22 protein-coding genes are annotated in these 24,631 nt (G+C 70.2%); 5 read left to right on the top strand and 17 right to left on the bottom strand.

Annotated elements, in window-relative coordinates; genetic code table 11:
- Window positions 1–230: 230 nt before the first annotated feature.
- The 12 genes from tsaD to glmS form a co-directional block, all read right to left on the bottom strand.
- Complete coding sequence (gene tsaD / locus A5706_RS28795; RefSeq protein WP_068138981.1) at window positions 231–1,253, bottom strand: tRNA (adenosine(37)-N6)-threonylcarbamoyltransferase complex transferase subunit TsaD; 1,023 nt, start codon at window positions 1,251–1,253, stop codon at window positions 231–233.
- Entirely contained in the window at window positions 1,250–1,720 is a 471-nt protein-coding gene (rimI, locus tag A5706_RS28790) for a ribosomal protein S18-alanine N-acetyltransferase (protein ID WP_068138976.1), read from the bottom strand. The genes tsaD and rimI overlap by 4 nt, the downstream gene beginning before the upstream one ends.
- Window positions 1,717–2,355, bottom strand: coding sequence for a tRNA (adenosine(37)-N6)-threonylcarbamoyltransferase complex dimerization subunit type 1 TsaB (gene tsaB, locus A5706_RS28785; protein ID WP_156767395.1), 639 nt, complete (start codon window positions 2,353–2,355; stop codon window positions 1,717–1,719). Before tsaB ends, rimI begins: the two co-directional genes overlap by 4 nt.
- Window positions 2,334–2,807, bottom strand: a complete 474-nt coding sequence (gene tsaE, locus A5706_RS28780) for a tRNA (adenosine(37)-N6)-threonylcarbamoyltransferase complex ATPase subunit type 1 TsaE (protein WP_068138969.1) — start codon at window positions 2,805–2,807, stop codon at window positions 2,334–2,336. The genes tsaB and tsaE overlap by 22 nt, the downstream gene beginning before the upstream one ends.
- On the bottom strand, window positions 2,800–3,852 hold the full coding sequence (locus tag A5706_RS28775) for an alpha/beta fold hydrolase (protein ID WP_197518021.1): 1,053 nt from the start codon (window positions 3,850–3,852) through the stop codon (window positions 2,800–2,802). The genes tsaE and A5706_RS28775 overlap by 8 nt, the downstream gene beginning before the upstream one ends.
- A gap of 52 nt (window positions 3,853–3,904) precedes the next feature.
- Window positions 3,905–5,083, bottom strand: coding sequence for an alanine racemase (gene alr, locus A5706_RS28770; RefSeq protein WP_068138963.1), 1,179 nt, complete (start codon window positions 5,081–5,083; stop codon window positions 3,905–3,907).
- A 204-nt stretch (window positions 5,084–5,287) separates the two neighbouring features.
- Entirely contained in the window at window positions 5,288–6,673 is a 1,386-nt protein-coding gene (locus tag A5706_RS28765; RefSeq protein ID WP_068138961.1) for a glutamate decarboxylase, read from the bottom strand.
- Window positions 6,674–6,698: 25 nt separating this feature from the next.
- Window positions 6,699–8,114, bottom strand: a complete 1,416-nt coding sequence (locus A5706_RS28760) for an NAD(P)H-hydrate dehydratase (RefSeq protein WP_068139097.1) — start codon at window positions 8,112–8,114, stop codon at window positions 6,699–6,701.
- A 20-nt stretch (window positions 8,115–8,134) separates the two neighbouring features.
- Window positions 8,135–9,985, bottom strand: a complete 1,851-nt coding sequence (locus A5706_RS28755; protein ID WP_068138958.1) for a S9 family peptidase — start codon at window positions 9,983–9,985, stop codon at window positions 8,135–8,137.
- 3 nt (window positions 9,986–9,988) lie between these two features.
- On the bottom strand, window positions 9,989–10,696 hold the full coding sequence (locus A5706_RS28750; RefSeq protein WP_369831970.1) for a rhomboid-like protein: 708 nt from the start codon (window positions 10,694–10,696) through the stop codon (window positions 9,989–9,991).
- Between the two features lie 44 nt (window positions 10,697–10,740).
- On the bottom strand, window positions 10,741–11,571 hold the full coding sequence (locus tag A5706_RS28745; protein WP_068138956.1) for a DUF4436 domain-containing protein: 831 nt from the start codon (window positions 11,569–11,571) through the stop codon (window positions 10,741–10,743).
- Between the two features lie 90 nt (window positions 11,572–11,661).
- On the bottom strand, window positions 11,662–13,536 hold the full coding sequence (gene glmS / locus A5706_RS28740) for a glutamine--fructose-6-phosphate transaminase (isomerizing) (protein WP_068138954.1): 1,875 nt from the start codon (window positions 13,534–13,536) through the stop codon (window positions 11,662–11,664).
- 496 nt (window positions 13,537–14,032) lie between these two features.
- Between glmS and A5706_RS28735 the strand changes: the two genes are divergently transcribed.
- From A5706_RS28735 to A5706_RS28720, 4 genes are read left to right on the top strand one after another with little or no spacing between them, the layout of a single operon-like run.
- Window positions 14,033–14,239, top strand: a complete 207-nt coding sequence (locus A5706_RS28735) for an Rv1535 family protein (protein ID WP_068138951.1) — start codon at window positions 14,033–14,035, stop codon at window positions 14,237–14,239.
- A gap of 25 nt (window positions 14,240–14,264) precedes the next feature.
- Entirely contained in the window at window positions 14,265–15,104 is an 840-nt protein-coding gene (locus A5706_RS28730; RefSeq protein WP_068138948.1) for a dienelactone hydrolase family protein, read from the top strand.
- 50 nt (window positions 15,105–15,154) lie between these two features.
- The gene (locus tag A5706_RS28725) at window positions 15,155–15,763 is read left to right on the top strand and encodes a hypothetical protein (protein ID WP_068138945.1); all 609 of its coding nucleotides are present in this window, start codon (window positions 15,155–15,157) and stop codon (window positions 15,761–15,763) included.
- A gap of 54 nt (window positions 15,764–15,817) precedes the next feature.
- Window positions 15,818–16,861, top strand: a complete 1,044-nt coding sequence (locus A5706_RS28720; RefSeq protein WP_068138940.1) for an LLM class F420-dependent oxidoreductase — start codon at window positions 15,818–15,820, stop codon at window positions 16,859–16,861.
- A gap of 4 nt (window positions 16,862–16,865) precedes the next feature.
- Here A5706_RS28720 and A5706_RS28715 read toward each other — a convergent pair whose 3' ends face one another.
- The 5 genes from A5706_RS28715 to rplM all read right to left on the bottom strand — a co-directional run bounded on the left by A5706_RS28715 (window position 16,866) and on the right by rplM (window position 20,872).
- On the bottom strand, window positions 16,866–18,140 hold the full coding sequence (locus tag A5706_RS28715; RefSeq protein ID WP_068138937.1) for a hypothetical protein: 1,275 nt from the start codon (window positions 18,138–18,140) through the stop codon (window positions 16,866–16,868).
- A gap of 2 nt (window positions 18,141–18,142) precedes the next feature.
- On the bottom strand, window positions 18,143–18,430 hold the full coding sequence (locus tag A5706_RS28710; RefSeq protein ID WP_068138934.1) for a hypothetical protein: 288 nt from the start codon (window positions 18,428–18,430) through the stop codon (window positions 18,143–18,145).
- A 46-nt stretch (window positions 18,431–18,476) separates the two neighbouring features.
- Complete coding sequence (gene glmM, locus A5706_RS28705; protein WP_068138931.1) at window positions 18,477–19,814, bottom strand: phosphoglucosamine mutase; 1,338 nt, start codon at window positions 19,812–19,814, stop codon at window positions 18,477–18,479.
- A gap of 126 nt (window positions 19,815–19,940) precedes the next feature.
- Complete coding sequence (gene rpsI, locus A5706_RS28700; protein ID WP_082964706.1) at window positions 19,941–20,432, bottom strand: 30S ribosomal protein S9; 492 nt, start codon at window positions 20,430–20,432, stop codon at window positions 19,941–19,943.
- On the bottom strand, window positions 20,429–20,872 hold the full coding sequence (gene rplM, locus A5706_RS28695) for a 50S ribosomal protein L13 (protein ID WP_068138930.1): 444 nt from the start codon (window positions 20,870–20,872) through the stop codon (window positions 20,429–20,431). The genes rpsI and rplM overlap by 4 nt, the downstream gene beginning before the upstream one ends.
- A gap of 268 nt (window positions 20,873–21,140) precedes the next feature.
- On the opposite strand from rplM, the gene A5706_RS28690 reads away from it, so the two are divergent.
- Entirely contained in the window at window positions 21,141–24,317 is a 3,177-nt protein-coding gene (locus A5706_RS28690) for an adenylate/guanylate cyclase domain-containing protein (RefSeq protein WP_068138927.1), read from the top strand.
- Window positions 24,318–24,631 lie beyond the last annotated feature (314 nt).

Raw genomic sequence — 24,631 nt, 5'->3', positions numbered from 1 at the left:
TAGATCGGGCCGGAGCCTTCGCCCCGGACATGTGTAGATCCGGGTCCGGGGCGTTCGCCCCGGCCGGATTATCAGTTGACCCAGCATCCATCCGTGCCCTCGCGCCGTCGTCGCGGGTGCCGACACAGGGGCTTGGCCGATTGCCACCTAGCACTCTATACATGCGAGTGCTAGCACTCAAGGGCGCCGTGTTGCTTCTCGCCTCCCGGCGTGTCCGCGTTGAGCGAACGTCAGCCCACCTGGGCTTTTACCACCGGCAGGCCGGGGTCGGTGGGGACGTCCAGCGGCGACGGCGCGGCGCCGGCCGCCACCAGGTGCGCGGCGAAGGCGGCGATCATCGCCCCGTTGTCGGTGCACAGCCGGGGCCGGGGGATGCGCAGCGTGAGGCCGGCCGCCGCGCCGCGCTGGGTGGCCAGCTCCCGCAAGCGCGAGTTCGCGGCCACTCCCCCCGCGATCAGCAGCGTCGAGACGCCGAGTTCGCTCGCCGCGCGCACCGCCTTTCCCGTGAGCACGTCGGCGACGGCCTCCTGGAACCCGGCGGCGACGTTGGCGGTGGTCGCGTCGGGGTGGCTTTCCACGTAGCGCGCGACGGCGGTCTTGAGCCCGGAGAAGCTGAACGCGTAGGGGTCGTCGCGGGGACCGGTCATGCCGCGCGGGAACGGGATGGCGTCGGGATCGCCGGTGCGGGCCAGCTCGTCGAGCACCTTGCCGCCCGGGTAGCCCAGCCCCAGCAGCCGCGCCACCTTGTCGTAGGCCTCGCCGGCGGCGTCGTCGACCGTGCTGCCCAGTTCGACGATCGGCTCGCCGAGGGAGCGTACGTGCAGCAGGTGCGTGTGCCCGCCCGACACCAGCAGCGCCACGCATTCGGGCAGCGGTCCGTGTTCGTAGACGTCGGCGGCCAGGTGCCCGCCCAGGTGGTTCACGGCGTAGAACGGCACCCCCCAGGCGGCCGAATACGCCTTGGCCGCAGCCACTCCCACCAGCAGGGCGCCGGCCAGCCCGGGCCCGATGGTGGCCGCAACGACGTCGGGCTTGTCGAGCCCCGCCGTCGCCAGCGCGCGGCGCATGGCCGGGCCGAGCGCCTCCAGGTGCGCGCGCGAGGCGATCTCGGGGACGACGCCGCCGAAGCGGACGTGTTCGTCGACGCTGGACGCCACCTCGTCGGCGAGCAGGGTCACGGCGCCGTCCTCGTCGAGGCGCGCGATCCCGACTCCCGTTTCGTCGCAGGAGGTTTCGATCGCCAGGATGATCATGTGAGCGCCTCCCGCCGCATCGTGTAGGCGTCGGCGCCGCTGACCCGGTAGTAGCGTTTGCGCAGGCCGATCTGCGTGAATCCCGCGCTGCGGTACAGGCCGATCGCCGCCTCGTTGTCGGTGCGGACCTCCAGGTAGACGACGCCGCCGCCGGCGAAATCGAGCAGGTCGTCGAGCAGCCGCCGGCCGATGCCCCGGCCCTGATAGGCCGGATCCACCCCGATGGTGTGCACCTCGTACTCGAAGGGCGGGACGCGGCCCAATCGCGAGATGCCGGCGTAGCCGACCAGGATGTCGCTGACCCGGGCGGCCGCGTAGTGGTTGTGCTTGGCGGCGAGCTCGCGGTTGAACGCCACCGCGGGCCAGGGGTCGTCGCCGTGGAACAGCAAGGCCTCCAGCTCGGCGCAGCGCTCGGCGTCGGCGGGTGTCAACGCGCCGATGGTCACGGGCTCGCTGCACGCGGTCATCGGGGTGCCGCCAGGGGCTTGGCGTCGGGGCGGCGCAGGTACAGCGCGACGAGCGGCAGTGGGCGCTCGGACCAGTCGGGTACCGCCGCGACCAGGCCGACCGGCGTCGGGTGCACCGGCCCGCAGACCGGCAGGCCGAATAGGGCGGCGTGCTCGGGCGAGCCGGCGACCGCAACGGCGGTGCCGGGGTCGACGTCGGCTGGGGCGCTGACCCCCGGACCCGCCATGCGGAACCCGTCGCGATACCGGGCCCAGTAGACCTCGCGGCGGCGGGCGTCGGTGACCACCAGTACGTCGCCGGTGGTGCGCACCCCGATGGCGTCCAGGCTGCACACCCCGCGCACCGGGATGCCCAGCGCGTGCCCGTATGCGGCGGCGGTCGCCATCCCGGCCCGCAGGCCGGTGAACGGGCCGGGTCCGCAGCCCACCACGACGGCGTCGAGGTCGGCCATGGTCAGCCCGGCGTCGGCGAGGGCGGCCAGCGCGTTCGGGGTCAGCCGCTCGGCGTGCGCGCGGGCGTCGTGGGTGACCCGCTCGGCCAGGACCGTCAGGTCCTCGAGTCGTACGACGCCCGCCGTCACGGCGGGGGTGGCGGTGTCGAGCGCAAGCACGTTCACGAGCGCCCCCACTCCCAGGTCGCGATCCGCACGTCGGAGTGGCTGACCCGCTCCAGCCGGACGTCGAGGTGCCGCTCCGAAAGCCGTTCGGCCAGGCCCTCGCCCCACTCGACCACGACGACCGCGTCGTCGAGATCGGTGTCGAGGTCCAGCGAGTCGAGTTCCCCGAGCAGGTCGGCGCGGCCCTGATCGAGGAGCCGGTACATGTCGACGTGAATCATCGCCGGCGCGCCCGGTCGCCGCGGCGGGTGCACGCGCGCCAGCACGTACGACGGCGACGTGACCGGGCCGTCGACGTCCATCGCCGCCGCAATCCCCTTGGCCAGCACCGTTTTTCCCGCACCGAGTGGACCGGAGAGCACCACCACGTCGCCCGCGCGCAGCTGCCGACCCAGCCGCGAGCCCAGCGCGACGGTGTCCTCGACGCGCTCGCAGGTGGCCGTGCCCTGCCCGTCGACGCGATCAGCCATTGCGCCGCAACCTTTCCCGCAGTCGCCGGTACCGCAGCGCCATCTCGCCCGGGACGGCCCGGTGGACGAGCCGGACCAGCCCGTCGTTGATTGCCTCGGGCTTGTCCAGCAGCGCCAGGTGGCTGGCCCCGGAGACGATGACCAGCTCGGAGCGCGGCAGCGAGGCCGCCATCTTCCGCGAGTATTCGTCCGGGGTGAGAAGGTCATGGTCGCCGCACGCGATCAGGGTCGGCACCTTGAGCAACGTCCACAGCCCGGCGGTCTCGTCGTGTTTTTCCAGGGCATCCAGAAAGCCAACCATGGTGTCGATCGGGGTGCCGTTCATCATCCGCTGGGAGAACGCGTCCAGGCTGCGGCTGACCTGCAGGTCGCTGTAGGAGGCGGCGCGCAGGATCGGGCCGATCAGCGACCGGGACACGTTGCGGCCGCGGTGCATCAGCTTGGGCGCGGAGCGGGCGGTGAATCGAAATGCGTCCAGCGCAGGGTTTTTCAGGATCTCGCCCAGCGGCGATCGCGTCACGCCCTCCGCCGCGGAGGAGATGATCGCGGCGCCGACGATCCGCTTGCCGTACTGGCCGGGGAACTGGCGTGCGTGCGACAACACCGTCATGCCGCCCATCGAGTGGCCGACCAGCACCACCACCCCGCTGGGGGCCACGGCCCTCAGCACGGTATCCAGGTCCTCACCCAGTTGGGTGAGGTTGTAGGTTTCGGGCGCGCCGGCGCCGGATCGCCCGTGGCCGCGCTGGTCGTAGAACACCATTCGGACGGGCGGGGCCAACCGATTCGGCAGCCGGGTGCGCTGGAAATGGAAGGCGCCCATGCGCAGGCAGAATCCGTGGACGAAGACCATGGTCACCGGCGCGTCGCGCGGGCCGGCCTCGCGGACCGCCAACGGGACCCCGTCGGGCGTGGTCACCACGTAGGCGCGGTCGTTGTCGATCGTGTCGAAATCCTCGTCGGCGTAAGGGTCTTCGAGCAGGGTCGCGCGCTGGGTCATCGAGCGGCGGGCGGAGGCTCCGACGATGGTGGCGACGGCGGTCACCCCGGCCCCTCCCGCAAGCCAGGCTCTGCCCCCGTGGCGCCTGCGGGTTTTGTCAGGGCTCAATGGTTTCGGCCTCGCGATAGGTCCTGGTGATCCGTCCCCGCGGGCTGGTGACCACTTCGTAGTGGATGGTGCCGAGCAGGTCTGCCCACTCTTGTGCGGTGGGCTCGCCCCGGGTGCCCGGCCCGAACAGGATCGCCTCGTCGCCCTCGGCCACGTCGAGCGGCCCGGGACCGAGGTCGACGACGAACTGGTCCATGCAGATGCGTCCCGCACCGGGGCGTCGCCTGCCGTTGATCAGCACCTCCAGGCGCCCACCCAGCGAGCGGAACACGCCGTCGGCGTACCCGATCGGCATCAGCGCCAGGTTGGTGTCGCGTTGCGCGGTCCAGGTGTGCCCGTAGGACACGCTGTCGCCGGCGCGAATCGATTTAACCAGCGCGACAGCGCATTTCACCGTCATCGCCGGGACCAACCCCATGTCACCGAGCTGGGGCACCGGGCTCAGCCCGTAAACCGCGATGCCGGGACGCACCAGGTCGAAGGCCAGATCGGGGCGCGACATCGTGGCCGACGAATTGGCCAGGTGCGCAACCTCGAACCGCAGGCCCTCGGTGCGCGCCTGCGCCAGCATGTGGGAAAACCGTTGGGCCTGAACGTCGTTGATGGGGTTCTCGGGCTGGTCGGCGAACACCATGTGCGACATCAACCCGCGCAGCCGGATGGCGTCCTCGGCGACGGCCTGGCGCAGCGCGGTCAGCATCGCCGGGTAGTTCGCCGGGGCGACGCCGTTGCGGTTCAGCCCGGTGTCGACCTTGACGGTCACCGTCGCCGTTCGTCCCGTGCGGCGCACCGCGTCGGTCACCTCGTCGAGCTGACGCACCGAGGACACGGCGATCTCCACGTCGGCCAGCAGCGCGGGGCCGAAGTCGATGCCGGGCGGGTGCAGCCACGCCAGCACCGGCGCGGTGATCCCGTCGGCGCGCAGCGCCAGCGCCTCGTCGACGGTGGCGACCCCCAGCTCGGCCGCCCCGGCGGCCAGTGCCGCGCGGGCGACCCGAGTCGCGCCGTGGCCGTAGCCGTCGGCCTTGACCACGGCCATCACCCCCGCGCCACCGGCGTGCTCGCGCAGCACCCGCACGTTGTGCGCGATGGCGCCCAGGTCCACCACGGCCTCGGCGAGGACCCCGGGCGTCAGGGAGATCGGCGTAACGGCGGCGGGCCCTTTCATGGCCCCCATTGTCCCAGACCCCTTCGGGGAGAAGCGCGCCTCGCCCTCAGCCGGCACGGCGGTCACCCGTTCGGGGCGGCCCACGATGCGCCCGCCTCACCGCGACAAATCGCCACCGCATCCGGGCTGTCGCTCTGAGGCGGGCACAAAGAGACATCCCTCCCGCGCCGGGGACAATGTGACGGATGTGACAAGCAGAGAGGCTCAGTGGGCGAAATGCTGGGCGTCGTAGTGCCCGCCCGGCTTGACCTTGTCCAGCGACGCCAGGGCGGCGCGCGCATCGTCGTGCAAGGTTCGGGCCAGGTCGGCGGACAGCCCCTCGCGCACCACGATGCGCAGCACCGACACGTCGGTGGCGTTTTCGGGCATGGTGTACGCGGGCACCTGCCAGCCGTACCCCCGTAGCTCGTGCGAGACGTCGAACTCGGTGTAACCGCGGTCCTTCGCCAGCCGGAACGCAACGACCGGGATCGCCGAGCCGTCCGAGATCAGCTCGCAGTGCTCCCCCTCTCGCAGCTGCTCGCCGAGCCAGCGCGCGGTCGACGAAAGGCTGTGCATGACCTTGGTGTATCCCTCGCGGCCCAGCCGCAGGAAGTTGTAGTACTGGCCAACGACCTGGTTGCCCGGCCGGGAGAAGTTCAGGGTGAACGTCGGCATGTCTCCGCCGAGATAGTTGACCCGGAAGACCAGCTCGTCGGGCAGGTGCTCGGCGCTGCGCCACACCACGAACCCGATGCCGGGGTAGGTCAGCCCGTACTTGTGGCCGCTGACGTTGATCGACACGACCCGCGGCAGCCGGAAGTCCCACTCCAGCTCCGGGTGCAGGAAGGGTACGACGAAGCCGCCGCTCGCGGCGTCGACGTGCACGGGGACGTCCACGCCTCCGCCGCCCGCCAGCTTGTCCAGCGCCGCACAGATCTGCGCGATCGGCTCGAGCTCACCGGTGTAGGTGGTGCCCAGGATCGCCACCACCCCGATGGTGTCTTCATCGACGGCGTCGACGACTTGCTCGGGGGTGATGACGTAGCGCCCCTCCTCCATCGGCAGGTAGCGCGGCTCGACGTCGAAGTAGCGGCAGAACTTCTCCCACACCACCTGGACGTTCGAGCCCATCACCAGGTTGGGAGTGCGCTTCTCCCAACCCTTTCCGACCTTGGCCCGCCAGCGCCACTTCAGCGCCAGCCCGCCCAGCATCACCGCCTCGCTGGACCCGATGGTGGATACCCCGATCCCGCTGTTCGGGTCGTCGTCGCGCAGGTCCTCGGCGTGGAAAAGGTCGGCCACCATGCAGACGCAGCGCTGCTCGATGGCCGCCGTGGCCGGGTACTCGTCCTTGTCGATCATGTTCTTGTCGAACGTCTCGGCCATCAGCTTCCCGGCCTCGGGATCCATCCAGGTGGTGACGAAAGTGGCCAGGTTCAGCCGCGAGCTGCCGTCGAGCATGAGCTCGTCGTGGATGAAGCGGTACGCGGCCTCGGGATCCATGGACTCCTCGGGGAGCCGGAGCGCGGGGATTGGGGCGGTGAACAAGCGGGTGGTGTAGGCGGGCGCGATCGAATGTGACGGCACCCAGCGGTCTCGTCTGGCCAAAGCGGGAGTCCTTTCTCGGTGACGGCTACAGTGCGGCCAGCGCCGCCCTGATGTGTGGGACCATGCGCGACGACGACGTCGGCGCCTCGCCCGGACCCGGGTCGGCGGCCGAGAGCGCGGCCGCGCGCGCGTGCACGAACGCCGCGGCCGCGGCGGCCTCGGCCGCCGGCAAACCGGACGCCAGCAGCGCGCCGATCATCCCCGAGAGCACGTCTCCGGAACCGGCCGTGGCCGCCCAGGACTGCCCGGCAGGATTGAGATAGACCGGTCCGCCTGGGTCGGCGATGATCGTGACGTTGCCCTTGAGCAGCACGGTGGCGCCGAACGTGTCGGCCAGTTTGCGACACGCGGCCACCCGGTCGTCGCCGGGCGGCGTGCCCGCCAGCCGGGCGAATTCACCGGCGTGCGGGGTCAGCACCGTGGGCGCGGCGCGGCTCATGACGAGCTCGGGGTGGGCCGCCAGGATGGTCAGCGCGTCGGCGTCGACGATCACCGGAAGGTCGCTCTCCAGCGCGAACCACAGCGCCGCGGCCCCGGTTTCGTCGGTGCCCAAGCCCGGCCCGACCACCCACGCCTGCACCCGCCCGGCCGCGGCCGGGGTGGGCGACGCGATCACCTCGGGCCAGTGCGCCAGCACCTGTGTGTGCGCGCTGCCCGCGTAGCGGACCATGCCGGAGGTGGCGGCGACGGCGGCGCCGGTGCACAGGACGGCGGCGCCGGGGTAGGTCGACGAGCCGGCCATCACGCCCGTCACCCCCTGGGTGTACTTGTCGTCGTGCGGCCCGGGCACCGGCCAGCGGGCCGCGACGTCGGCGGCCTCGAAACCCAGCAGGTCGGTCTCGGGCAGGTCGAGGCCGATATCGATCAGCTTGACCCGCCCGCAGTCGGCCAGCGCGTGCACGGGTTTGAGCCCACCGAAGGTGACGGTCAGCGCCGCGTGTACCGCGGGGCCGGTGATCGCGCCGGTGGCCACGTCGATGCCGCTGGGGATGTCGACGGCGACCACCGGGATTCCCGCGGCGGCCGCGAACACCTCGGCCGCCGCCGGTCGCAGCGGGCCGGAGCCGGAGATGCCCACGACGCCGTCGATCACGAGATCGGTTGCGGGCGAAACCCTTTCGACGACACGGCCGCCGGCCTTGCGGAACGCCGCCAGCCCCTTGCGGTGGGTGCGCTCCGGGTTGAGCAGTACCGCGTCGGCGGCCGCCCCGCGGCGGCGCATGAAGGTCGCCGCCCACAGCGCGTCGCCGCCGTTGTCGCCCGAGCCGACGACCGCGCACACCCGCCGGCCGGCGACGCCACCCGCGCGGGCGGTCAGCTCGGCGATGATCTCGGTGGCCAGCCCGAAGGCCGCGCGGCGCATCAGCGCGCCGTCGGGGAGGCTGGCCAGCAGCGGCGCTTCGGCGTCGCGGATGGCGTCTACGGAGTAGTAGTGCCGCATCAACGCAAGCATTCCATGCCCTAGGCGCGCCGGGCGAACGCCTCGGTCAGCCATGCGGTCATCGCCTCGGCCAGGGCGGCGCGGTTCTCGCGCTTGGTGATCTCGTGGCCGTCGTCGGCGAACAACAGGTAGCGCACCGGCCGGCCCGCGCGCCGCAACGCGTCGACGATCTGTTCCGACTCGCTGACCGGGACGTTGGTGTCGTGCGCGCCGTGCACCACCAGCAGCGGCGCGGTCAGCGCGTCGACCCGGCGCAGCGGCGAGAGCCGCTCGAGCAGCTCGCGGTCATTGACAGGGTGGCCGTACTCCGGGTAGGCGGCCTCGGCGATCCACGGCTCGGTGTGGCGGTAGAACGTGGTCAGATCGCTCATGCCGCAGATGGTGACGCCGGCCGCGAACAGGTCCGGGTGAAACGTCAGGGCCGCCATCGTCAGGTAGCCGCCGTAGGACCAGCCCGCACACGCGATCCGTCCCGGGTCGGCCAGCCCGTTGTCCACCAGGAAGCGCACGCAGTCGGCGACGTCGTCGATGGCGGCGAACCGCTTGCCCTTGTTGTCGGCGTGCACGAAGCTGCGGCCCAGCCCGCCGGAACCGCGCACGTTCGGCGTCAGCACGCTGATCCCGGCGTCCAGCAGTTCGGGGAAGATCTCGCTGTAGTCGGGGCGGGCCTGGCCCTCCGGGCCGCCGTGCAGGTAAACCAAAGCGCTTGAGCAGGTTTCGGTCGCCCGGTATAGCCAGGACGGCAGCTGCAGGCCGTCGCGTGCCGTGATCGTCTCCAGGGACGGCCGGGCGGCCAAGCCCGAGGCGATCGGGCCGCGACTGGGTTCTGAGTCGATGAGTTGCCATGCCCGCATGCGGGTGTCGAACAGCTCGACGGTTCGCGGCATCGCCGGGCCCTGCACGGTCATCGCCACCATCGAGCCGCCGGCGCTGATGGTCAGCTCGCCGGCGACGTCGCCGGGCAGCGGGATCGGTTCGGCCAGCGAGTAGTCGGTGTAGTGCAGGATCTGTAACTCGCTGCGGCCATGCAGGTTCCACAGCAACGCGACGGTGGACATGTCGTCGCTGACGACGAACTCGTCCAGATCGCAGTCGGGCCGCTCGGCGACCACGAAGTAGCTGACCCCGTCCAGGGTGGCGGTGACCTCCACCAGCCGGGCGTGCTCGCAGCCGTTGTCGCTAATGAGCAAGGCCCGGAAGTACCCGTCGCCGCCCGCGCCCGGACGGTACAGCCTGGTCAGCTCGCCGGTCGGGCCGTAGCGCAGGCGGCGCGGATGGTGGTCGTCGAGGATGACGCCCTTGGCCGTCACCGAGCCGGGATCTGAAGGCAACAGGGCGATTTCGGTCTCCCCGTGCAGCATGACCATTTCCTGGTAGCCGCGCGGCCCGACCCGGATCAGCGCCGCCCCGGCCCACGCGTCGACGAGCCGGGCGCCGGAACGGCGGTCCAGCACAACGCAATTGCCGTCGGCCGGATCGATCAGGCAGGACTGCCCGACCCCGTCCTCACCGGTCAGGATCGCCGCCACCCGGGTGCCGTCCCACCCGATCAGCTCGGCGGTGCCGGCCTCTTCGCGGTCGATGCGCCAGGCCATCCGGTCGTCGGGATCGGTGGTGACGACCCAGATCTGCCGGCGGGTGGAGCCCTCCGGGGCCACCTCGCAGGCCAGCCAGTGCCCGTCCGCGGAGTGGATCACCCGTGAGACCGGGCCCTCGACCGGGAGTTCGACGTTGCGCGACGAGCTGGCCCGGCGGCCGCGCAGGAAGCGCTGCACCGCATGGGGATAGCCGCCGTCGTCGACGAGGTGGGCGAACGCGGTGGCGTCGGGGGACAGCGACGCGCCGTAGAGCGCGCGTACCTGCCGCCCCATCGCCTAGCCCTCGCGCGTTCCGATTCGCCGGAAAGCCGCCCTGATTTTCGCCGGATTCAGCGGCGGGCGCTTGCGCTCGCGGGCCATCGGATAGAAGCAGAGCCCGATGAGGATCGCGGCGAAATGACCGATCGCGGTGAAGTTCACCCCGTGGCGGGTCATGGTCAGCAACGGGAACCCGAAGATGACCAGCAGCACGCCGAGATAGCCCCAGCGCCAGGGCCGCGCGATGTGATAGGTCAGCACCGCCATCACGCCGACCAGGAAATAGCTGACCCCGATGTCGCGGGCGTGCACCAGCCGTTCCGGCGCCTCGTGCTCCTCGATCGCGAAGTACAGGATGCCCTCGCTGATATAGGTGGCCAGGATGTGCGAGGTCAATCCTATTGTGAGCCAACGCAGCTGGCCCAGCCAGTGTTCGGCCGGCGCGAGGAAAAGGGAGAACAGCAGCAGGTACGGTTCCAGGTTCTTGCCGTCGATCCACAGCAGGCTGGAGAACAGCACGTCGAGCGGGTCGGTGCCGAGCGCGTGAATGTTGGTGGAGCGGTGCAACAGCACGGAGTGCAGTTGCCGCCCGGGCAGTTCGTTCTGGATGATCGTCGTGATCGCCAGCACCACCAGCCAGGTGTAGGTCAGCGGCGCGGTGACGACGAAACGCCACACCGCGAACCAGATTCGCCGCAGCCGTGTCCCGACCGATGCGTTCGCCACGTGGTCCACTTTGGCACGCCTGGCGTGACGCGGTAACACTTCGGCTAAGACGCCTCGGGTCGCAGGTGGCGCCACCAGCAGTAGATGTAGAGCAGCATCGCGTTCACCAGCGCGACGATCACCCACAGCGTGACGGTCACGTCGATCCACGACCCGATGGGCGGTGAGTCGGGCAGAGCGTTGCGCAGGGGCATAACCGCAAACAGCATCGCGGCATACCACGTCGTCATCGGCGGCTGGAATTTGCGCCGGTCGAGCGCCGTCTGCACGCCGACGAAGAGGCCTATCGAGGCGAGCGCGATCAGCATGGCGACGATGACGGCGGCGAAGGCCACCGTGCTCGGCGACCGGTGCAGCTCCACCCGGTAGGGCGCGGGGATGTCCGACTTGCCGCTGACGGGTATGTCGACGCGCCAACCAGGAAGGCGGTCGACGAACGTCACCGACGCCCGTTGCGGCACTTGGGAGGCCCCGTGCAGAAGGTCGACCGTGACCGGCCCCGAATGGTAGTGATCGAACGGGTAATCCGACGGGTCCCCGGTGATGGTCAGCGGGACGGGAATCACGCCCGGCACCATGCCCTTCGACCAGGTCCGCCGGGTGGGCGACACCGCCGAATGGACGGCGACAGTGAGGTCCTCCTTGAGGCCGCCCGTCAGCGGATCCAACAGCTCGGGCCCGGGCGACACGGTGACGTTGCCGGTCAGCCCGCCCTTCACCGACTGAAGCTCTTGCAGATCGACTGTCACGGTGGTGCCGTCGGGCGCCGGCTGGCCCTCGGTGACCTGACGGGGGCAGCCGCACCCGGACTTGGAGTAGAGCCCCACCGTAATCGCATAGGTCGCAACGAAGAGGACCACCAGGCCGATGATCAAGACCCTTCCGAAGCGTCTCCCCCGCGGCGACGGACCATCGGCCGACAACGTGCCTCCCCTTCACTCGGATGAATTGTCCGCGCGGAGAGACTATTCGACGGTGACGGACTTGGCCAAGTTTCGCGGCTTGTCGACGTCGTAGCCGCGGGCCTGCGCGACCGACGCGGCGAACACCTGCAGCGGGATGGTCGACAAGAGCGGCTGCAGAAGGGTTGACACCGACGGGATTTCGATCAGGTGATCGGCGTAGGGGCGCACGGTGTCGTCGCCCTCCTCGGAGATGACGATGGTCACCGCCCCGCGGGTCTGGATCTCGCGGATGTTGGAGAGCAGCTTGGAGTGCAGCGTGGCCTGACCCTTGGGCGAGGGCATCACGACGATCACCGGCAGGCCGTCCTCGATCAGCGCGATCGGGCCGTGCTTGAGCTCGCCGGCGGCGAACCCCTCGGCGTGCATGTAGGCCAGTTCCTTGAGCTTCAGCGCGCCCTCCAGCGCCACCGGGTAGCCGACGTGCCGGCCCAAGAACAGCACGGTCGACGATTGCGCGAACTGATGCGCCAGCGCGGCGACCGGCTCGATGGTCGCGAGCACCCGGGCCACCAGGTCGGGCATCGCCTCCAGCTCGCGGTACTCGCGCTGGACCTCGTCGGGGTATTTGGTGCCGCGCGCCTGCGCCAGCGCCAGGCCGACCAGGTAGTTGGCGGCGATCTGCGCCAGGAAGGTCTTCGTCGATGCCACGCCGATCTCGGGGCCGGCGCGGGTGTAGAGCACGGCGTCGCATTCGCGCGGGATTTGCGAGCCGTTGGTGTTGCAGATCGCCAGCACCTTGGCCTTCTGGTCCTTGGCGTGCCGGACCGCCTCCAGGGTGTCGGCGGTTTCCCCGGACTGCGAGATGGCGACGACCAGGGTGCTGCGGTCCAGCACCGGGTCGCGGTAGCGGAATTCACTGGCCAGCTCGACCTCGACCGGCAGCCGGGTCCAGTGCTCGATCGCGTACTTGGCCAGCAGCCCCGAGTGGTACGCAGTGCCGCAGGCGACCACGAAGACCTTGTCGATCTCGCGGAGCTCCTGATCGGAGAGCCGCTGCTCGTCCAGGACGATCCGGCCGTCGACGAAGTGCCCGAGCAGCGTGTCGGCGACCGCGGTGGGCTGCTCGGCGATCTCCTTGAGCATGAAGTAGGGGTAGCCGCCCTTTTCGGCCGCGGCCAGGTCCCAGTCGATATGAAACTCGCGGTACTCGACGTCGGAGTTGCCGTGGAAATCGGTGATGCGGTAGCCGTCCGCGGTGATCACCACCGCCTGGTCCTGCCCGAGTTCGACGGCGTTGCGGGTGTGTTCGATGAACGCCGCCACGTCGGAGCCGACGAACATCTCGCCGTCGCCGATGCCGATCACCAGCGGGGTGGAGCGGCGGGCGGCGACGATGGTGCCCGGCTCGTCGGCGTTGGCGAACACCAGGGTGAAGTGGCCCTCGAGCCGGCGCAGCACCGCCAGCACCGAGGCCGTGAAATCACCAGCAGTCGCTCCATCTCGGTAGGCCTGCGCCACCAGGTGCACCGCGACCTCGGTGTCGGTGTCGCTGGCGAACTCGACCCCGGCCGCCTCCAGCTCGTGGCGCAGGGCCGGGAAGTTCTCGATGATGCCGTTGTGGACGACCGCGATCTTGCCCGCGGCGTCGCGGTGCGGGTGCGCGTTGCGGTCGGTGGGCCGGCCGTGGGTGGCCCAGCGCGTGTGGCCCAGGCCGGTGGTGCCGGCCAGCGATTGCGGCGCCGTCGCGGCCGCTTCCTCGATGGCCGCCTCCAGGTTGGCCAGCCGGCCGGCACGTCGCCGCACGGTGAGTTTGCCGTGGCCGTCGACCAGCGCGACTCCCGACGAGTCGTAGCCGCGGTACTCCATCCGGCGCAGCGCGTCCATGACGACCTCGCAGGCCGGGCGCTGCCCGACGTAGCCGACGATCCCGCACATTCTGACTAGGGTACGGCAGGCATCCCGGCAAACCGCTTTTACGCGGTTGACCTGGGGCTAACCCGGGCACTCCGCCGTCAGGCCGGCGACGCGGACCGGAATCCCACGCCAGGCCCGACCACCCGACGTCACCGCGGGTTCATTTGAATTCATGCCTTATTCATAAACCCGAAGCTCATTTCACCTGATGTATCGCCGACGTTTTCGGGCGCGTCATTGCTGCAGCGAACTGTGCATTTAAGCTTCGCGACATCGGCTAGTACTGGCAACCACCGGGGAGTAATGCGAACTGCGAAATCTATGGCATCGGGCCAGCGGAAAGGGACGGCACTGACACTCGTCAGATCATGAATGACGACTGTTCAGCTAATCCGGAGACGCGTCATTTTCCGCAATCTGTGAACGCAAAAGCAAATCGAATATCGGGCGTCTTCCGCATTCAGATAAAGACAACTCTTGAATCTTTCGCCCGCGTAACAGCTTCCAGGAGGGAACCATGACCGCTGTTCTGTACGACGACGTGGCGACCAGCCCGCCCGCGGCCCGAGCGGCCGTCAAGCCGGCGCCGAAGCGGCCTCGCCGGTCGCCGATCGGCGCCGGGGGCGACCCCTTGGCGGACGCGGCCGCGCATTTGCTGAGCATCCCACTGCGTCAGCTTTACGCGGTGCTGTGGCGGGTGGGCGTGATCGAGGTCATCGCCTAGTACGCCATGCGCTAACGTCGACTGCGTGGCCCGCACCCGCAAGCTCGTCGCAGCCCTCAGCCGCCGTGGCCCGCACCGGGTTTTGCGCGGCGACCTGGCCTTCGCCGGTTTGCCAGGAGTGGTCTACACGCCCGAAGCCGGCCTCAACCTGCCCGGCATCGCGTTCGGCCATGATTGGCTGGCCGGCGCGGCTCGCTATTCGGGCCTGCTGGAGCACCTCGCCTCCTGGGGCATCGTGGCCGGTGCCCCCGACACCCAGCGCGGGCTGGCGCCCTCCGTGCTGAACTTCGGCTTCGATCTCGGTACCGCCCTCGACATCGTGGCGGGCGTGCGCCTGGGGCCCGGCAACATCAGCGTGCATCCCGCCAAGCTCGGCGTGGTGGGGCACGGCTTCGGCGGCTCGGCCGCCGTGTTCGCCGCGGCCGGGATGCCCGACAAGCCCGCGGCCGTCGCGGCGCTCTTCCCGGCGGTCACCAGTCCCCCGGCCGAGCAGCCCGCCGCGGCGCTGAAGGTCCCGGGCCTGATCCTGACCGCGCCGGGCGACCCGAAGTCGTTGAACTCCAACGCCCTGGCGCTGGATGCCGCGTGGGAGGCGGCCACGCTGCGCATCGTCGCCAAGGCCCAGCCCGGGGGGCTCATCGAGGGTCGGCGACTGACGAAGGCGGTCGGGCTGCCGGGCCCACACCGACGCACCCAGCGATCGGTCCGGGCGCTGCTGACCGGATACCTGCTCTACGCGCTGGGCGGCGACAAGAAGTATCGCGACTTCGCCGATCCGGACGTGAAGCTGCCGCGGACCGTTCCGGTGGACCGCGAGGCCGAGCCGGTCGCGCTCGAAGAGAAGGTCGTGGCGCTGTTGAAGTAGCGCGCCGCGGGTAGGGATCGGTAGCGCCTGGTCGGTGCTAGCGTGCGCCCATGGATCGGGCTTTCGGCGACGACGGATCGGCTCGGTCGGTGAATCCCGTCCGCTGTGAGCTGATTCCGGTCCCCTCCCCCTTGGACGAGGTGCCGCCACCGCCGCCCCTGATCCTCGACTTCGGCGTCGAGGGCGCCATCGGGGTCGTCGATGGCGCCGAACGGGTCGTTGCCTCGCGTGGGCTCGCCCAGATCGACGCGACACCGGCCAGATACGCACGCATGGTGCCCGATGACCCCGAAGGCCCCCCGAAGAAGGAGTACACGCAGTCCCTGCTACTCCTGCAGGTTCCCGGTGCGCCCGCCCTGAGGATCGGGACCGCGCCACTGCGAGATTCGGCGTGGAGCGGCAAGCAATTCCGATACGCCTGGCGCCGCAACGTAGCGCGTTCGTCGATACAGGGCCCCACCCATCTGGTCACCGAGGACGAATGGCTGAACCTTGTTGGGAGGCTTGGCTTGGGCGCCCTGGTCGTCGACGAGTACGCCTCCGGCAAGCTCGACCGCCGAGAACGGTTCGCGATGGTGTACGGACTCGCGTTGCTGGCGTTGTTCCTCGCCGCTGTTGTGGCGTTGCTGGTGTGGCTGGTCATCCACGAGATGCACTAATGCCCGGCCGCGCCCGCGGCCCGCGCGCCGCGACGCCCGTGGTAAGAGTCGTTGATGCGAATCGGGATCGCTCTGGATTACTCGGGCGGCTTTCACGAGGCCGTCGACCGCGTCGTCGAACTCGAGAAGGCCGGCATCGAGGTCGCGGTGGTGGCCGAGGCGTATGCCTTCGACGCCGTCAGCCAGCTCGGGTATCTGGCTGCCAAGACCAACACCGTCGAGCTGGCGTCGGGGGTGTTGCCCATCTACATCCGCACGCCGTCGCTGCTGGCGATGACCGCCGCGGGCCTGGACTTCGTGTCTGACGGGCGATTTCGCCTCGGCATAGGCACCTCGGGGCCACAGGTGATGGAGGGGTTCCACGGCGTCGAGTTCGACGCGCCGCTGGGCCGCACCCGCGAGATCGTGGAGATCTGCCGGCAGGTGTGGCGCCGCGAGCGGGTGCAATACGCCGGCAAGCACTACCAGATCCCGTTGCCCGCGGACCGCGGAACCGGGCTGGGAAAGGCCCTCCAGCTGATCAATCATCCTGTGCGCGAACGAATTCCAATCTCGATCGCGGCGCTGGGCCCGAAGAACGTCGAGCTCACCGCCGAGATCGCCGAGGGCTGGCAGCCCGTCTTCTACCTTCCGGACAAGGCCCACCTGGTGTGGGGCGACGCGTTGGCCGCCGGCGCCGCCAAGCGCGACCCGGCGCTGGGGCCGCTCGACGTCATGGTGCACGCGTCGCTGGCGATCGGCGACGACGTGGAAGACCGGCTGGCGTGGAGCAAGCCGCAGCTGGCCCTTTACCTCGGCGGGATGGGCGCCAAGGGCCGCAACTTCTACCACAACCTGGCGACGCGCTACGGCTTCGGCGAAGTCGCCGACCGGATCCAGGAGCTGTACCTGTCGGGCCGCAAGCGCGAGGCCACCGCGTTAGTGCCCGACGAGTTGGTGCGCGGGATGTCGCTCGTCGGCCCCCGCGGATACGTCGCCGAACGCCTGGCCGCCTTCGCCGAGTCCGGCGTGACGACGCTGTTGGTCAACCCCCTGGCGGCCGACCCCGGCGAAGCCATGCGCTTCGTCGAGGACGTACTCGAGATGCGGCCCGCCTGAGCCGTCACTGCCCGGCCTGCGGAAGCTGGTCCGCGGCAATCTCGCACGGCGTCGATACCTCGGCTGCCGGCGGCGCCGGTGCCGGCTGCGGCGGCGCCGGCACTGGCGCGGGCGCGGCGGCCGGCACCGGCGCGTCGACCGGCTGAGCCGCCGCTGCCGCCGGGGCCGCCGCCTCGTCAACCGGCTCACCCTCCTGCACCGGCCTGGCCTCTTCCGAGTCATGTTCCTCGGCAACGTCTTTCGGGTCGTGGAACGGATCTCCTTCGTCGAACGCGTCGTCGACGGCCGCCTGGTCGTCTGGCGGGCCCAGCAGCGAGCCCATCGCATCGACGATCCGATTGGCCAGCGCGCCGAGCCCGCCGAGCCCGCCGAGCCCGCCCGGGCCGCCGCCCGCCTCACCCGCGGGCAATGCCGACGCCGCCCCCAGGTCGGGCAACGCCGGTGGGGTGGTCGACAACGCCGGCGCCGCAACGGGATCCGCCGGCGGCCCGGGAAGCGGGGTCGGCGCGACCGCCCGCCCCGACGAGCCGGCCGCGGACGGCGGGGGCGCGGCCGGCGGGTTCGACGGGTGGGGCTGCCGGCCGGGCCCGAGATCGCCGGGCACCTCGAAGCACGCCGCGGGCGCGGCGGCCATCCGGTCGATCACCATGGCGTAGGACGTGTCCACCCCCTCGGCCGTCGAACGCATCGTGGTCAGCCAGTCGTCGCGAATCTCGTTGTCCACGTAGGGGGTTATCTCCTGACGGACCACTTCCTCGGCGCCGACCCGATCCCCCGCGCCCGTCGTGACCGCGGCGGCCGCGGCCAACCACGCCGGCCGCTGCGCGCGCGTGCCCTCGTCGATGGCGATGGCCGTCGCGACCTTGGAATCGACCAGGTACCACAGGTTGTCGCGCAGCGACTCGCACCGCTGGGCCGCAGCGCGGACCTCGGCGGCCACCGCGCTCGCGGCGTCACAGTGGCGCTCCAGGAACCGAACCGCGGAGTCGCCGCCCGACCCCAGCCATGCCCCGGCGAGCTCGGCAAGCTGCGTCCGCTGCAGCCCGAGCGCCTCCATGACCGCCGCGGCCGCGGCCCGCAATTCCGCGCAGTCGTTGTCGAGCACGCGGAGGTCCAGGCCTTCCTCGCCGTCGTACCACTCGCGGACCTGGGCGGGATGCGCCGTCAGGCCGGGATGTTGATAGCCGAGCGCGTGGCAGGCCCGCACGTAAGCCTCGGTGTGCTCGACGGCGGAGTGGCCCTCGGCGAGGCGCTCGGCGACGTCCAACCGGTCGGCCACGATCAGGCGATCCGCGCCGCGGCGTACAACTCTGCGTCGGCGTAGTTCTCGGCGCCCGCCCGCAGGGCCGCGGCCGTCTCTGCCGCCGCGCGCGACCACCGCGTCACCTCGGCCGCCAGTCGCTCCAGCTGCACCCGCAGGGCGTCGCCGCGCGCGGTGTGCGCCCGGCCGGCGACAGCACCGCCGAAAGTCAACCGCGCCAAGTGATCTGCCACCGCGCGGTTGAGGAGATCGGCGGCCGCGTCCATCCGGTCAGCGACGTTGAGCACTACCGAGCTATCGAATCTCATGCCTAATCCGACGCCTGATGGCGCGCCGGGGTTCCCCGCTAAGGGATCAGCGCGCGCCGCTCACAGCTTCGGCGACCCGGCTGGCGACCCGCTGCGCCACATCCTCTTCGGGCGCCTCCACCATGACCCGGATCATCGGCTCGGTTCCCGAGGGGCGCAACAGGATTCGGCCCGTGTCACCCAGTTCCGCCTCGGCCTGCTCGAGAGCGGTCTGCACCGAGGGCGCCGCGGCTGCGGTGGCCTTGTCGGCCACCTTGACGTTGATCAGCACCTGCGGGAGCGCCCGCATCGCCGAGGCCAGGTCGGCCAGTGAGGCGCCGGTCTGCGCCATGCGGTTCATCAATCGCAGTCCCGTGACGATGCCGTCGCCGGTGGAGCCCACCGCGGGCATCACGATGTGCCCGGACTGTTCGCCGCCCAGGCTGTAGTCGCCGGACCGCAGCTCCTCCAGCACATAGCGGTCGCCGACGCCGGTCGTGCGGACGGCTATGCCCGCCGACCGCATGGCGAGGTGCAGCCCGAGGTTGCTCATCACGGTGGTCACCAGCGTCTCGGAGGCCAGCTCGCCCGCGTCCCGCATCGCCAGCGCGAGCACGACCATGATGTGGTCGCCGTCGACCAGCTCCCCGTTGGCGTCGACGGCCAGGCACCGGTCGGCATCCCCGTCGTGGGCCAGGCCCAGGTCGGCGCGGTGGTCGACGACCGCCGCCTTCACCGCGTCCAGGTGCGTCGAACCGCAGCCGTCGTTGATGTTGAGCCCGTTGGGGTCGGCGTTGATGGCGATCACCCGCGCCCCGGCCGCGCGGTAGGCGCGCGGGGCCACCGACGACGCCGCGCCGTGGGCGCAGTCGACCACCACGGTCAGGCCGTCCAGGCGCAGCGTGCTCGCCTTGGACAGGTGGCGCAGGTAGCGGTCTGCCGCATCCTCGGCGTCGACGACCCGGCCGATCCCGGCGCCGACGGGGCGCAGCCCCGGTCCCGCCGCAACCAGCTCTTCGATCTGGTCTTCGGTGGCGTCGTCCAGCTTGTGACCGCCGGGGCCGAAGATCTTGATGCCGTTGTCGGGCATCGGGTTGTGCGACGCGGAGATCATCACCCCGAAGTCGGCGTCGTAGGCCCCGGTCAGGTAGGCCACCGCGGGGGTGGGAAGCACCCCGACCCGCAGCGCGTCGACGCCCTCGCTGGTCAGCCCGGCGATCACCGCGGCCTCCAGCATCTCGCCGCTGGCCCGCGGATCGCGACCGATCACGGCCACCCGCCGGCCCGGTCCGCCCGAACTCGCCAGGCGCCGGGCCGCCGCGGCGCCCAGGGCCAACGCCAGCTCGGCGGTCAACTCGCGATTGGCGACCCCGCGAACACCGTCGGTGCCGAATAGTCGACCCATGCGGTAAAACCTCTCACAGTTGACGCTCAGACACCTAACGTGCCCGTTCTTTTCTGACCGAAACCAGGCACGAACGCGCGCAGACACGCCGCACGATGCGGTTTTGCGGCCGAAAAGTGATGCTGATCAGCGCTTGCTGTACTGCGGCGCCTTGCGCGCCTTCTTCAGCCCGTACTTCTTGCGCTCGGTGGCACGCGGGTCACGGGTGAGGAAGCCGGCCTTCTTCAGCGCGGGCCGGTCCTCGGGCGAGGCCAGGATCAGCGCCCGGGCGATGCCCAGGCGCAGCGCGCCGGCCTGACCCGACGGTCCGCCGCCGTGCAGCAGGGCGAAGACGTCGAAGCTCTCCACACGGTCGACGGTGACCAGCGGGGCCTTGATGAGCTGCTGGTGCACCTTGTTGGGGAAGTAGTCCTCCAGGCTGCGGCCGTTGAGGTCGAACTTGCCGGTGCCGGGCACGATGCGCACCCGCACCACGGCCTCCTTGCGGCGCCCGACGGTCTGGATGGGCCGCTCGAAGACGAACGCCTCGGCGGGGCGGGCGGCGGGAGCCTCGGCCTCGGGGGCCGCAGGGGTCTCCGGGGTCTCCGGGGTTTCGAGCGCCTCGGTTGTCTCGGTCACTGGGCCACCTGCTTGATCTCGTACGGAACCGGCTGCTGAGCGGTGTGGGGGTGCTCCGGACCTGCGTAGACGCGGAGCTTGCGCTGGATCTGCCGGCTGAGCTTGTTCTTGGGGAGCATGCCGACGATCGCCTTCTCCACGACGCGGGTCGGGTGCTTGTCCAGCAACTCGCCGGTGGTGCGGCTGTGTAGGCCGCCGGGATAGCCCGAGTGGCGGTAGGCCAGCTTCTGCTGCAGCTTGTCGCCGGACAGGGCGACCTTTTCGGCGTTGATGACGATGACGAAGTCACCGCCGTCGACGTTGGGGGCGAACGTCGGCTTGTGCTTGCCGCGCAGCAGGTTGGCTGCCGCGACGGCAAGGCGGCCAAGCACCACGTCCGTGGCGTCGATGACGTACCACGACCGCGTGGTGTCACCCGCCTTTGGCGCGTAAGTGGGCACAGCGCTTACCTTCTCTTCTCAGGCCTCTTGTACGAGGGTGTGGATCCCGGGTCGAGCCGGGTGCCAGTCAGGCGTCCGCGGTGGGGCTAATTCTCGGCGACCGACATTGACCCGAGGCCCCGGCGTACCGCACGCCAACCGAGCAGCTTACCGATCGTCATCCCCGCAGGTCAAAATCGCCGACACTGATATCAAACATGCTCTTGTGGCCGCGGCAACATATCCTTAGAGCACCCAGCGATCGGGGGCCCGAATTGGCGGAGGTCGGATGACGGCCGGAGCACTGTGTCGGATGTGTGGCACGGAGCCCTTCAAGGACGCGCGGTTTTGCCACAGCTGCGGCTCGGCAGTCCAAGACGGCGACGCCCACCCCGAGTACAAGCAGGTCACGGTCCTGTTCGCCGACGTGGTCGGCTCGATGGAAATCGCTTCCGCGGTCGGTGCGGAACGGCTGCTGCAAATCATGGCGGATCTGGCTGATCGCTGTGCCGCGGTTGTCGAGCGGTACGGCGGGACGGTCGACAAGTTCACCGGCGACGGCATCATGGCCGTGTTCGGCGCGCCGGTCGCGTTGGAGGACCACGCCCTCCGGGCGTGCCTCGCGGCACTGGGCATCCAGGAAGAAACCACCCGGTTGGCCGCCGAGGTCGACAAGCGCGACGGCATCGAACTGCGGTTGCGCGTCGGCCTAAATTCCGGTCAGGTGATCGCCGGCGAAATCGGTTCCGGGCCGTTCGGTTACACCGCCATCGGCGAGCAGGTCGGCCTCGCTCAGCGGATGGAATCGGTGGCCCCGCCGGGTGCGGTGATGCTCAGCGCGTCGACCGCACGGCTTGTCGAGGGCGCCGCGGCTATCGGTGAATCCGAGCTGGTTCAAATCAAGGGTGTCGACGCGCCGGTCCGGGCCCATCGGCTGTTGGGCGCGGGCGATGACCATCGTGCCGTCCGGCGTGCCGAGTCGAATCTGGTCGGTCGGCAGTGGGAAATGTCGGCCATCGAGGGGTTGCTGGAGCGCGCGATCGACGTGCACGGCGCCGTCGTCAGTGTCGTGGGGTTGCCGGGCATCGGCAAGAGCCGCCTGGCGCGCGAAGTCACCGCGATGGCGGCGGCCCGGGGTGTCGACGTGTTCACCGCCTTCTGCGAATCGCACGCAAGCGACGTCCCCTTCTATTTGGTGGCGCGGATGCTGCGTGCGAGCTTCCGGGTGGCCGATCTCGACCCGCCGGAAGCGCGCGCGGAGTTGCGGTCGCGGGTGCCCGACGCCGAGCCGGATGACCTGTTGCTCCTCGACGACCTGTTGCGCATCGCCGATCCCGACGTCGCGCTGCCGACAATCGACCCGGATGCCCGGCGGCGGCGGTTGACGGCGCTGGTCAATGCCGCGTTGCTGGCCCGCCAATCCCCGGCCGTCTATGTCATCGAGGACGTGCACTGGATCGACCAGGTCAGCGGCTCGATGCTGGCCGACTTCGTCGCGGTGGCCCCGCAGACACCCTCGCTGGTGCTGCTCACCTACCGTCCCGAATATCGGGGCCCGTTGAGCAAGGTGACCGGCGCGCAGACCATCGCCCTTGCGCCGCTGAGTGATTCGGAAGCCGCGGCACTGGCCGGCGAGCTGCTCGGGCCGGACCCGTCGGTCGGCGACTTGGCGGCCTTGATCGCCGAGCGCGCCGCCGGTAATCCGTTTTTCGTCGAGGAGATGGTGCGCGACCTCGCCGAGCGCGGTGTGCTGCGCGGCAACCGCGGTGCTTACGTATCGGCGGCGGCGGTCACCGAAGTCCGCGTGCCGGTCACGCTGCAGGCGACTATCGCAGCGCGTATCGACCGCCTGGACTGGGCGGCCAAGCGCACCCTGAGCGCCGCGGCGGTGATCGGGTCGCGATTCAGCCCGGACCTGCTGGAAACGCTTGGCATTGAACCCAGCCTGGACGACCTGCTGGCGGCCGAGCTCATCGACCAGATCACGTTCACCGGGGAACCAAGGTACGTGTTCCGCCATCCGCTGATCCGCACCGTGGCCTACGAATCACAGCTGCGATCGGATCGCGCCGAGCTACACCGGCGTGTCGCCGCCGCGATCGAATCCCGCGACCAGGCGACGGTCGACCAGAACGCGGCGCTGATCGCCGAGCACCTGGAGGCCGCCGGTGATCCGCATGCCGCATTCAGCTGGCACATGCGTGCGGCGACGTGGGCCACCAACCGCGACGCGAACGCCGCTCGACTGAGTTGGGAGCGAGCCCAAACGATCGCCGACCGGCTGCCCGCGGAGGACCCCCATCGGGCAACCATGCGCATCGCCCCGCGCACCATGTTGTGCGGGATCGCCTGGCGGATCAACGCGCGCGGGGTCGCCGACCGATTCGACGAATTGCGGGAGTTGTGCGCCGCCGTCGGGGACAAGGTGTCACTGGCCATCGGGATGGCCGGGTTGGTGATGGAGCACGCGCATCAGGCCCGGGCGCCCGAGGCCGCGGAGCTGGCGTCCGAAGCCTGGACGCTCGCCGAGGCGCTCGGCGACGCGACCTTGACGGTGGGGCTGTCCGTTTCGCTGATCTTCGCCAAGATGGAAAACAATCAGTGGTCCGACGTGCTGCGGTGGTCACAGGCGGTCATCGACCTGGCTAACGGTGACCCGTCCAAGGGCAACTTCTTCGTAGGGTCCCCCCTGGCGGTCGCCCTTACGACACGGGCGCTCGCCCGGATCAGCCTGGGCCTACCCGGATGGCAGGACGACCAGCAGCAGGGCCTCGCCATGGCCCGCAAGGCCGACCCCATGTCATACGCCTTGGTCGTCGCCTACATCTACAACCCGGGCATCCCGCTCGGCGTCCTGGCGGCCGACGATCGGGCCGTGCGCGAGAGCGAAGATGCGCTGCGGATCGTTGAACGATCCGGTGACGACGTCGCGTTGGCCTTCACCCAGATGGCGCCGGGCGTCGCGCTGATGCACCGGCCGGCGGCTGCCGACCGTGAGCGCGGCCAGAAGCTGCTGGCGGAGCTCAGCGACATGTTCCGGCGCCGCAGAGCGAACCTGGGCGAATTGCGGTTCGTCGACGCGTATTTGGCGCGGGAGCGGGCGCGGGGTGGAGATCGCGACGAAGCCGTATTGCTCGTGCGCGCCGCCGTCAACGATCTGTTCCGCGACGGGCAGCAGATGTGCGGAGCCTGGGGCTTTCCGGCGACGGGGGTCCTGGTGGAGACGCTGCTGGACCGCGGGACCGACGCCGACGTCGCCGAGGCCGAGGCCGCGATCGATCGGTTGGCGGCGGCGCCGACCGACGGTTCGGCCATGCGCGACATCTGGCTGTTGCGACTGAGAGCTCTTGTGGCGCACGCCCGCGGAGACGCCGCCGCGTACGCGGACTTGAAGAATCGCTACGGCGAGATGGCGAGGTCGCTGCAGTTTGCCGGGCACATCGCCTGGGCGGAGGCAATGCCCTGATCAGGGCATGACCATCCGCGCCGCCGGGCCCATCCGCGGCAGCACCCGCAGCGAGCCCACCAGACCGGCGTGCCACGCGTGCTCGGTGATGCCGAGACCGGTGAACGGTCGACCGTCGACGATCGTTTCGAACCGCGTCGCGGATGGTGGTCACCGACGTCAGCGGTTTGCGGCTCGAGATTCGCGGCCGCGTCATCGCCCAATCCTGTTTGTGGAAAAGGGGTTTGGTGATCCAGGAGTCCGCGACGCGGTTCGCAACGATCGGCGACGTCACCGTTCCCCGGTCTCGGCATCACCGAGCACGCGTGGCACGC

This window comes from Mycobacterium sp. E796 (assembly GCF_001672815.1).
Classification (GTDB): domain Bacteria; phylum Actinomycetota; class Actinomycetes; order Mycobacteriales; family Mycobacteriaceae; genus Mycobacterium.
The sequence above is the reverse complement of the archived record's forward strand: the minus strand, read 5'-3'. Positions and strand labels throughout refer to the sequence as shown.

What these genes read in the sequence shown, in the direction of transcription:
- tsaD (WP_068138981.1), bottom strand. Translation starts at nt 1,253, where the DNA reads ATGATCATCCTGGCGATCGAAACCTCCTGCGACGAAACGGGAGTCGGG.
- rimI (WP_068138976.1), bottom strand. Translation starts at nt 1,720, where the DNA reads ATGACCGCGTGCAGCGAGCCCGTGACCATCGGCGCGTTGACACCCGCC.
- tsaE (WP_068138969.1), bottom strand. Translation starts at nt 2,807, where the DNA reads ATGGCTGATCGCGTCGACGGGCAGGGCACGGCCACCTGCGAGCGCGTC.
- alr (WP_068138963.1), bottom strand. Translation starts at nt 5,083, where the DNA reads ATGAAAGGGCCCGCCGCCGTTACGCCGATCTCCCTGACGCCCGGGGTC.
- A5706_RS28760 (WP_068139097.1), bottom strand. Translation starts at nt 8,114, where the DNA reads ATGCGGCACTACTACTCCGTAGACGCCATCCGCGACGCCGAAGCGCCG.
- A5706_RS28755 (WP_068138958.1), bottom strand. Translation starts at nt 9,985, where the DNA reads ATGGGGCGGCAGGTACGCGCGCTCTACGGCGCGTCGCTGTCCCCCGAC.
- glmS (WP_068138954.1), bottom strand. Translation starts at nt 13,536, where the DNA reads ATGTGCGGGATCGTCGGCTACGTCGGGCAGCGCCCGGCCTGCGAGGTC.
- A5706_RS28735 (WP_068138951.1), top strand. Translation starts at nt 14,033, where the DNA reads ATGACCGCTGTTCTGTACGACGACGTGGCGACCAGCCCGCCCGCGGCC.
- A5706_RS28725 (WP_068138945.1), top strand. Translation starts at nt 15,155, where the DNA reads ATGGATCGGGCTTTCGGCGACGACGGATCGGCTCGGTCGGTGAATCCC.
- A5706_RS28720 (WP_068138940.1), top strand. Translation starts at nt 15,818, where the DNA reads ATGCGAATCGGGATCGCTCTGGATTACTCGGGCGGCTTTCACGAGGCC.
- A5706_RS28710 (WP_068138934.1), bottom strand. Translation starts at nt 18,430, where the DNA reads ATGAGATTCGATAGCTCGGTAGTGCTCAACGTCGCTGACCGGATGGAC.
- glmM (WP_068138931.1), bottom strand. Translation starts at nt 19,814, where the DNA reads ATGGGTCGACTATTCGGCACCGACGGTGTTCGCGGGGTCGCCAATCGC.
- A5706_RS28690 (WP_068138927.1), top strand. Translation starts at nt 21,141, where the DNA reads ATGACGGCCGGAGCACTGTGTCGGATGTGTGGCACGGAGCCCTTCAAG.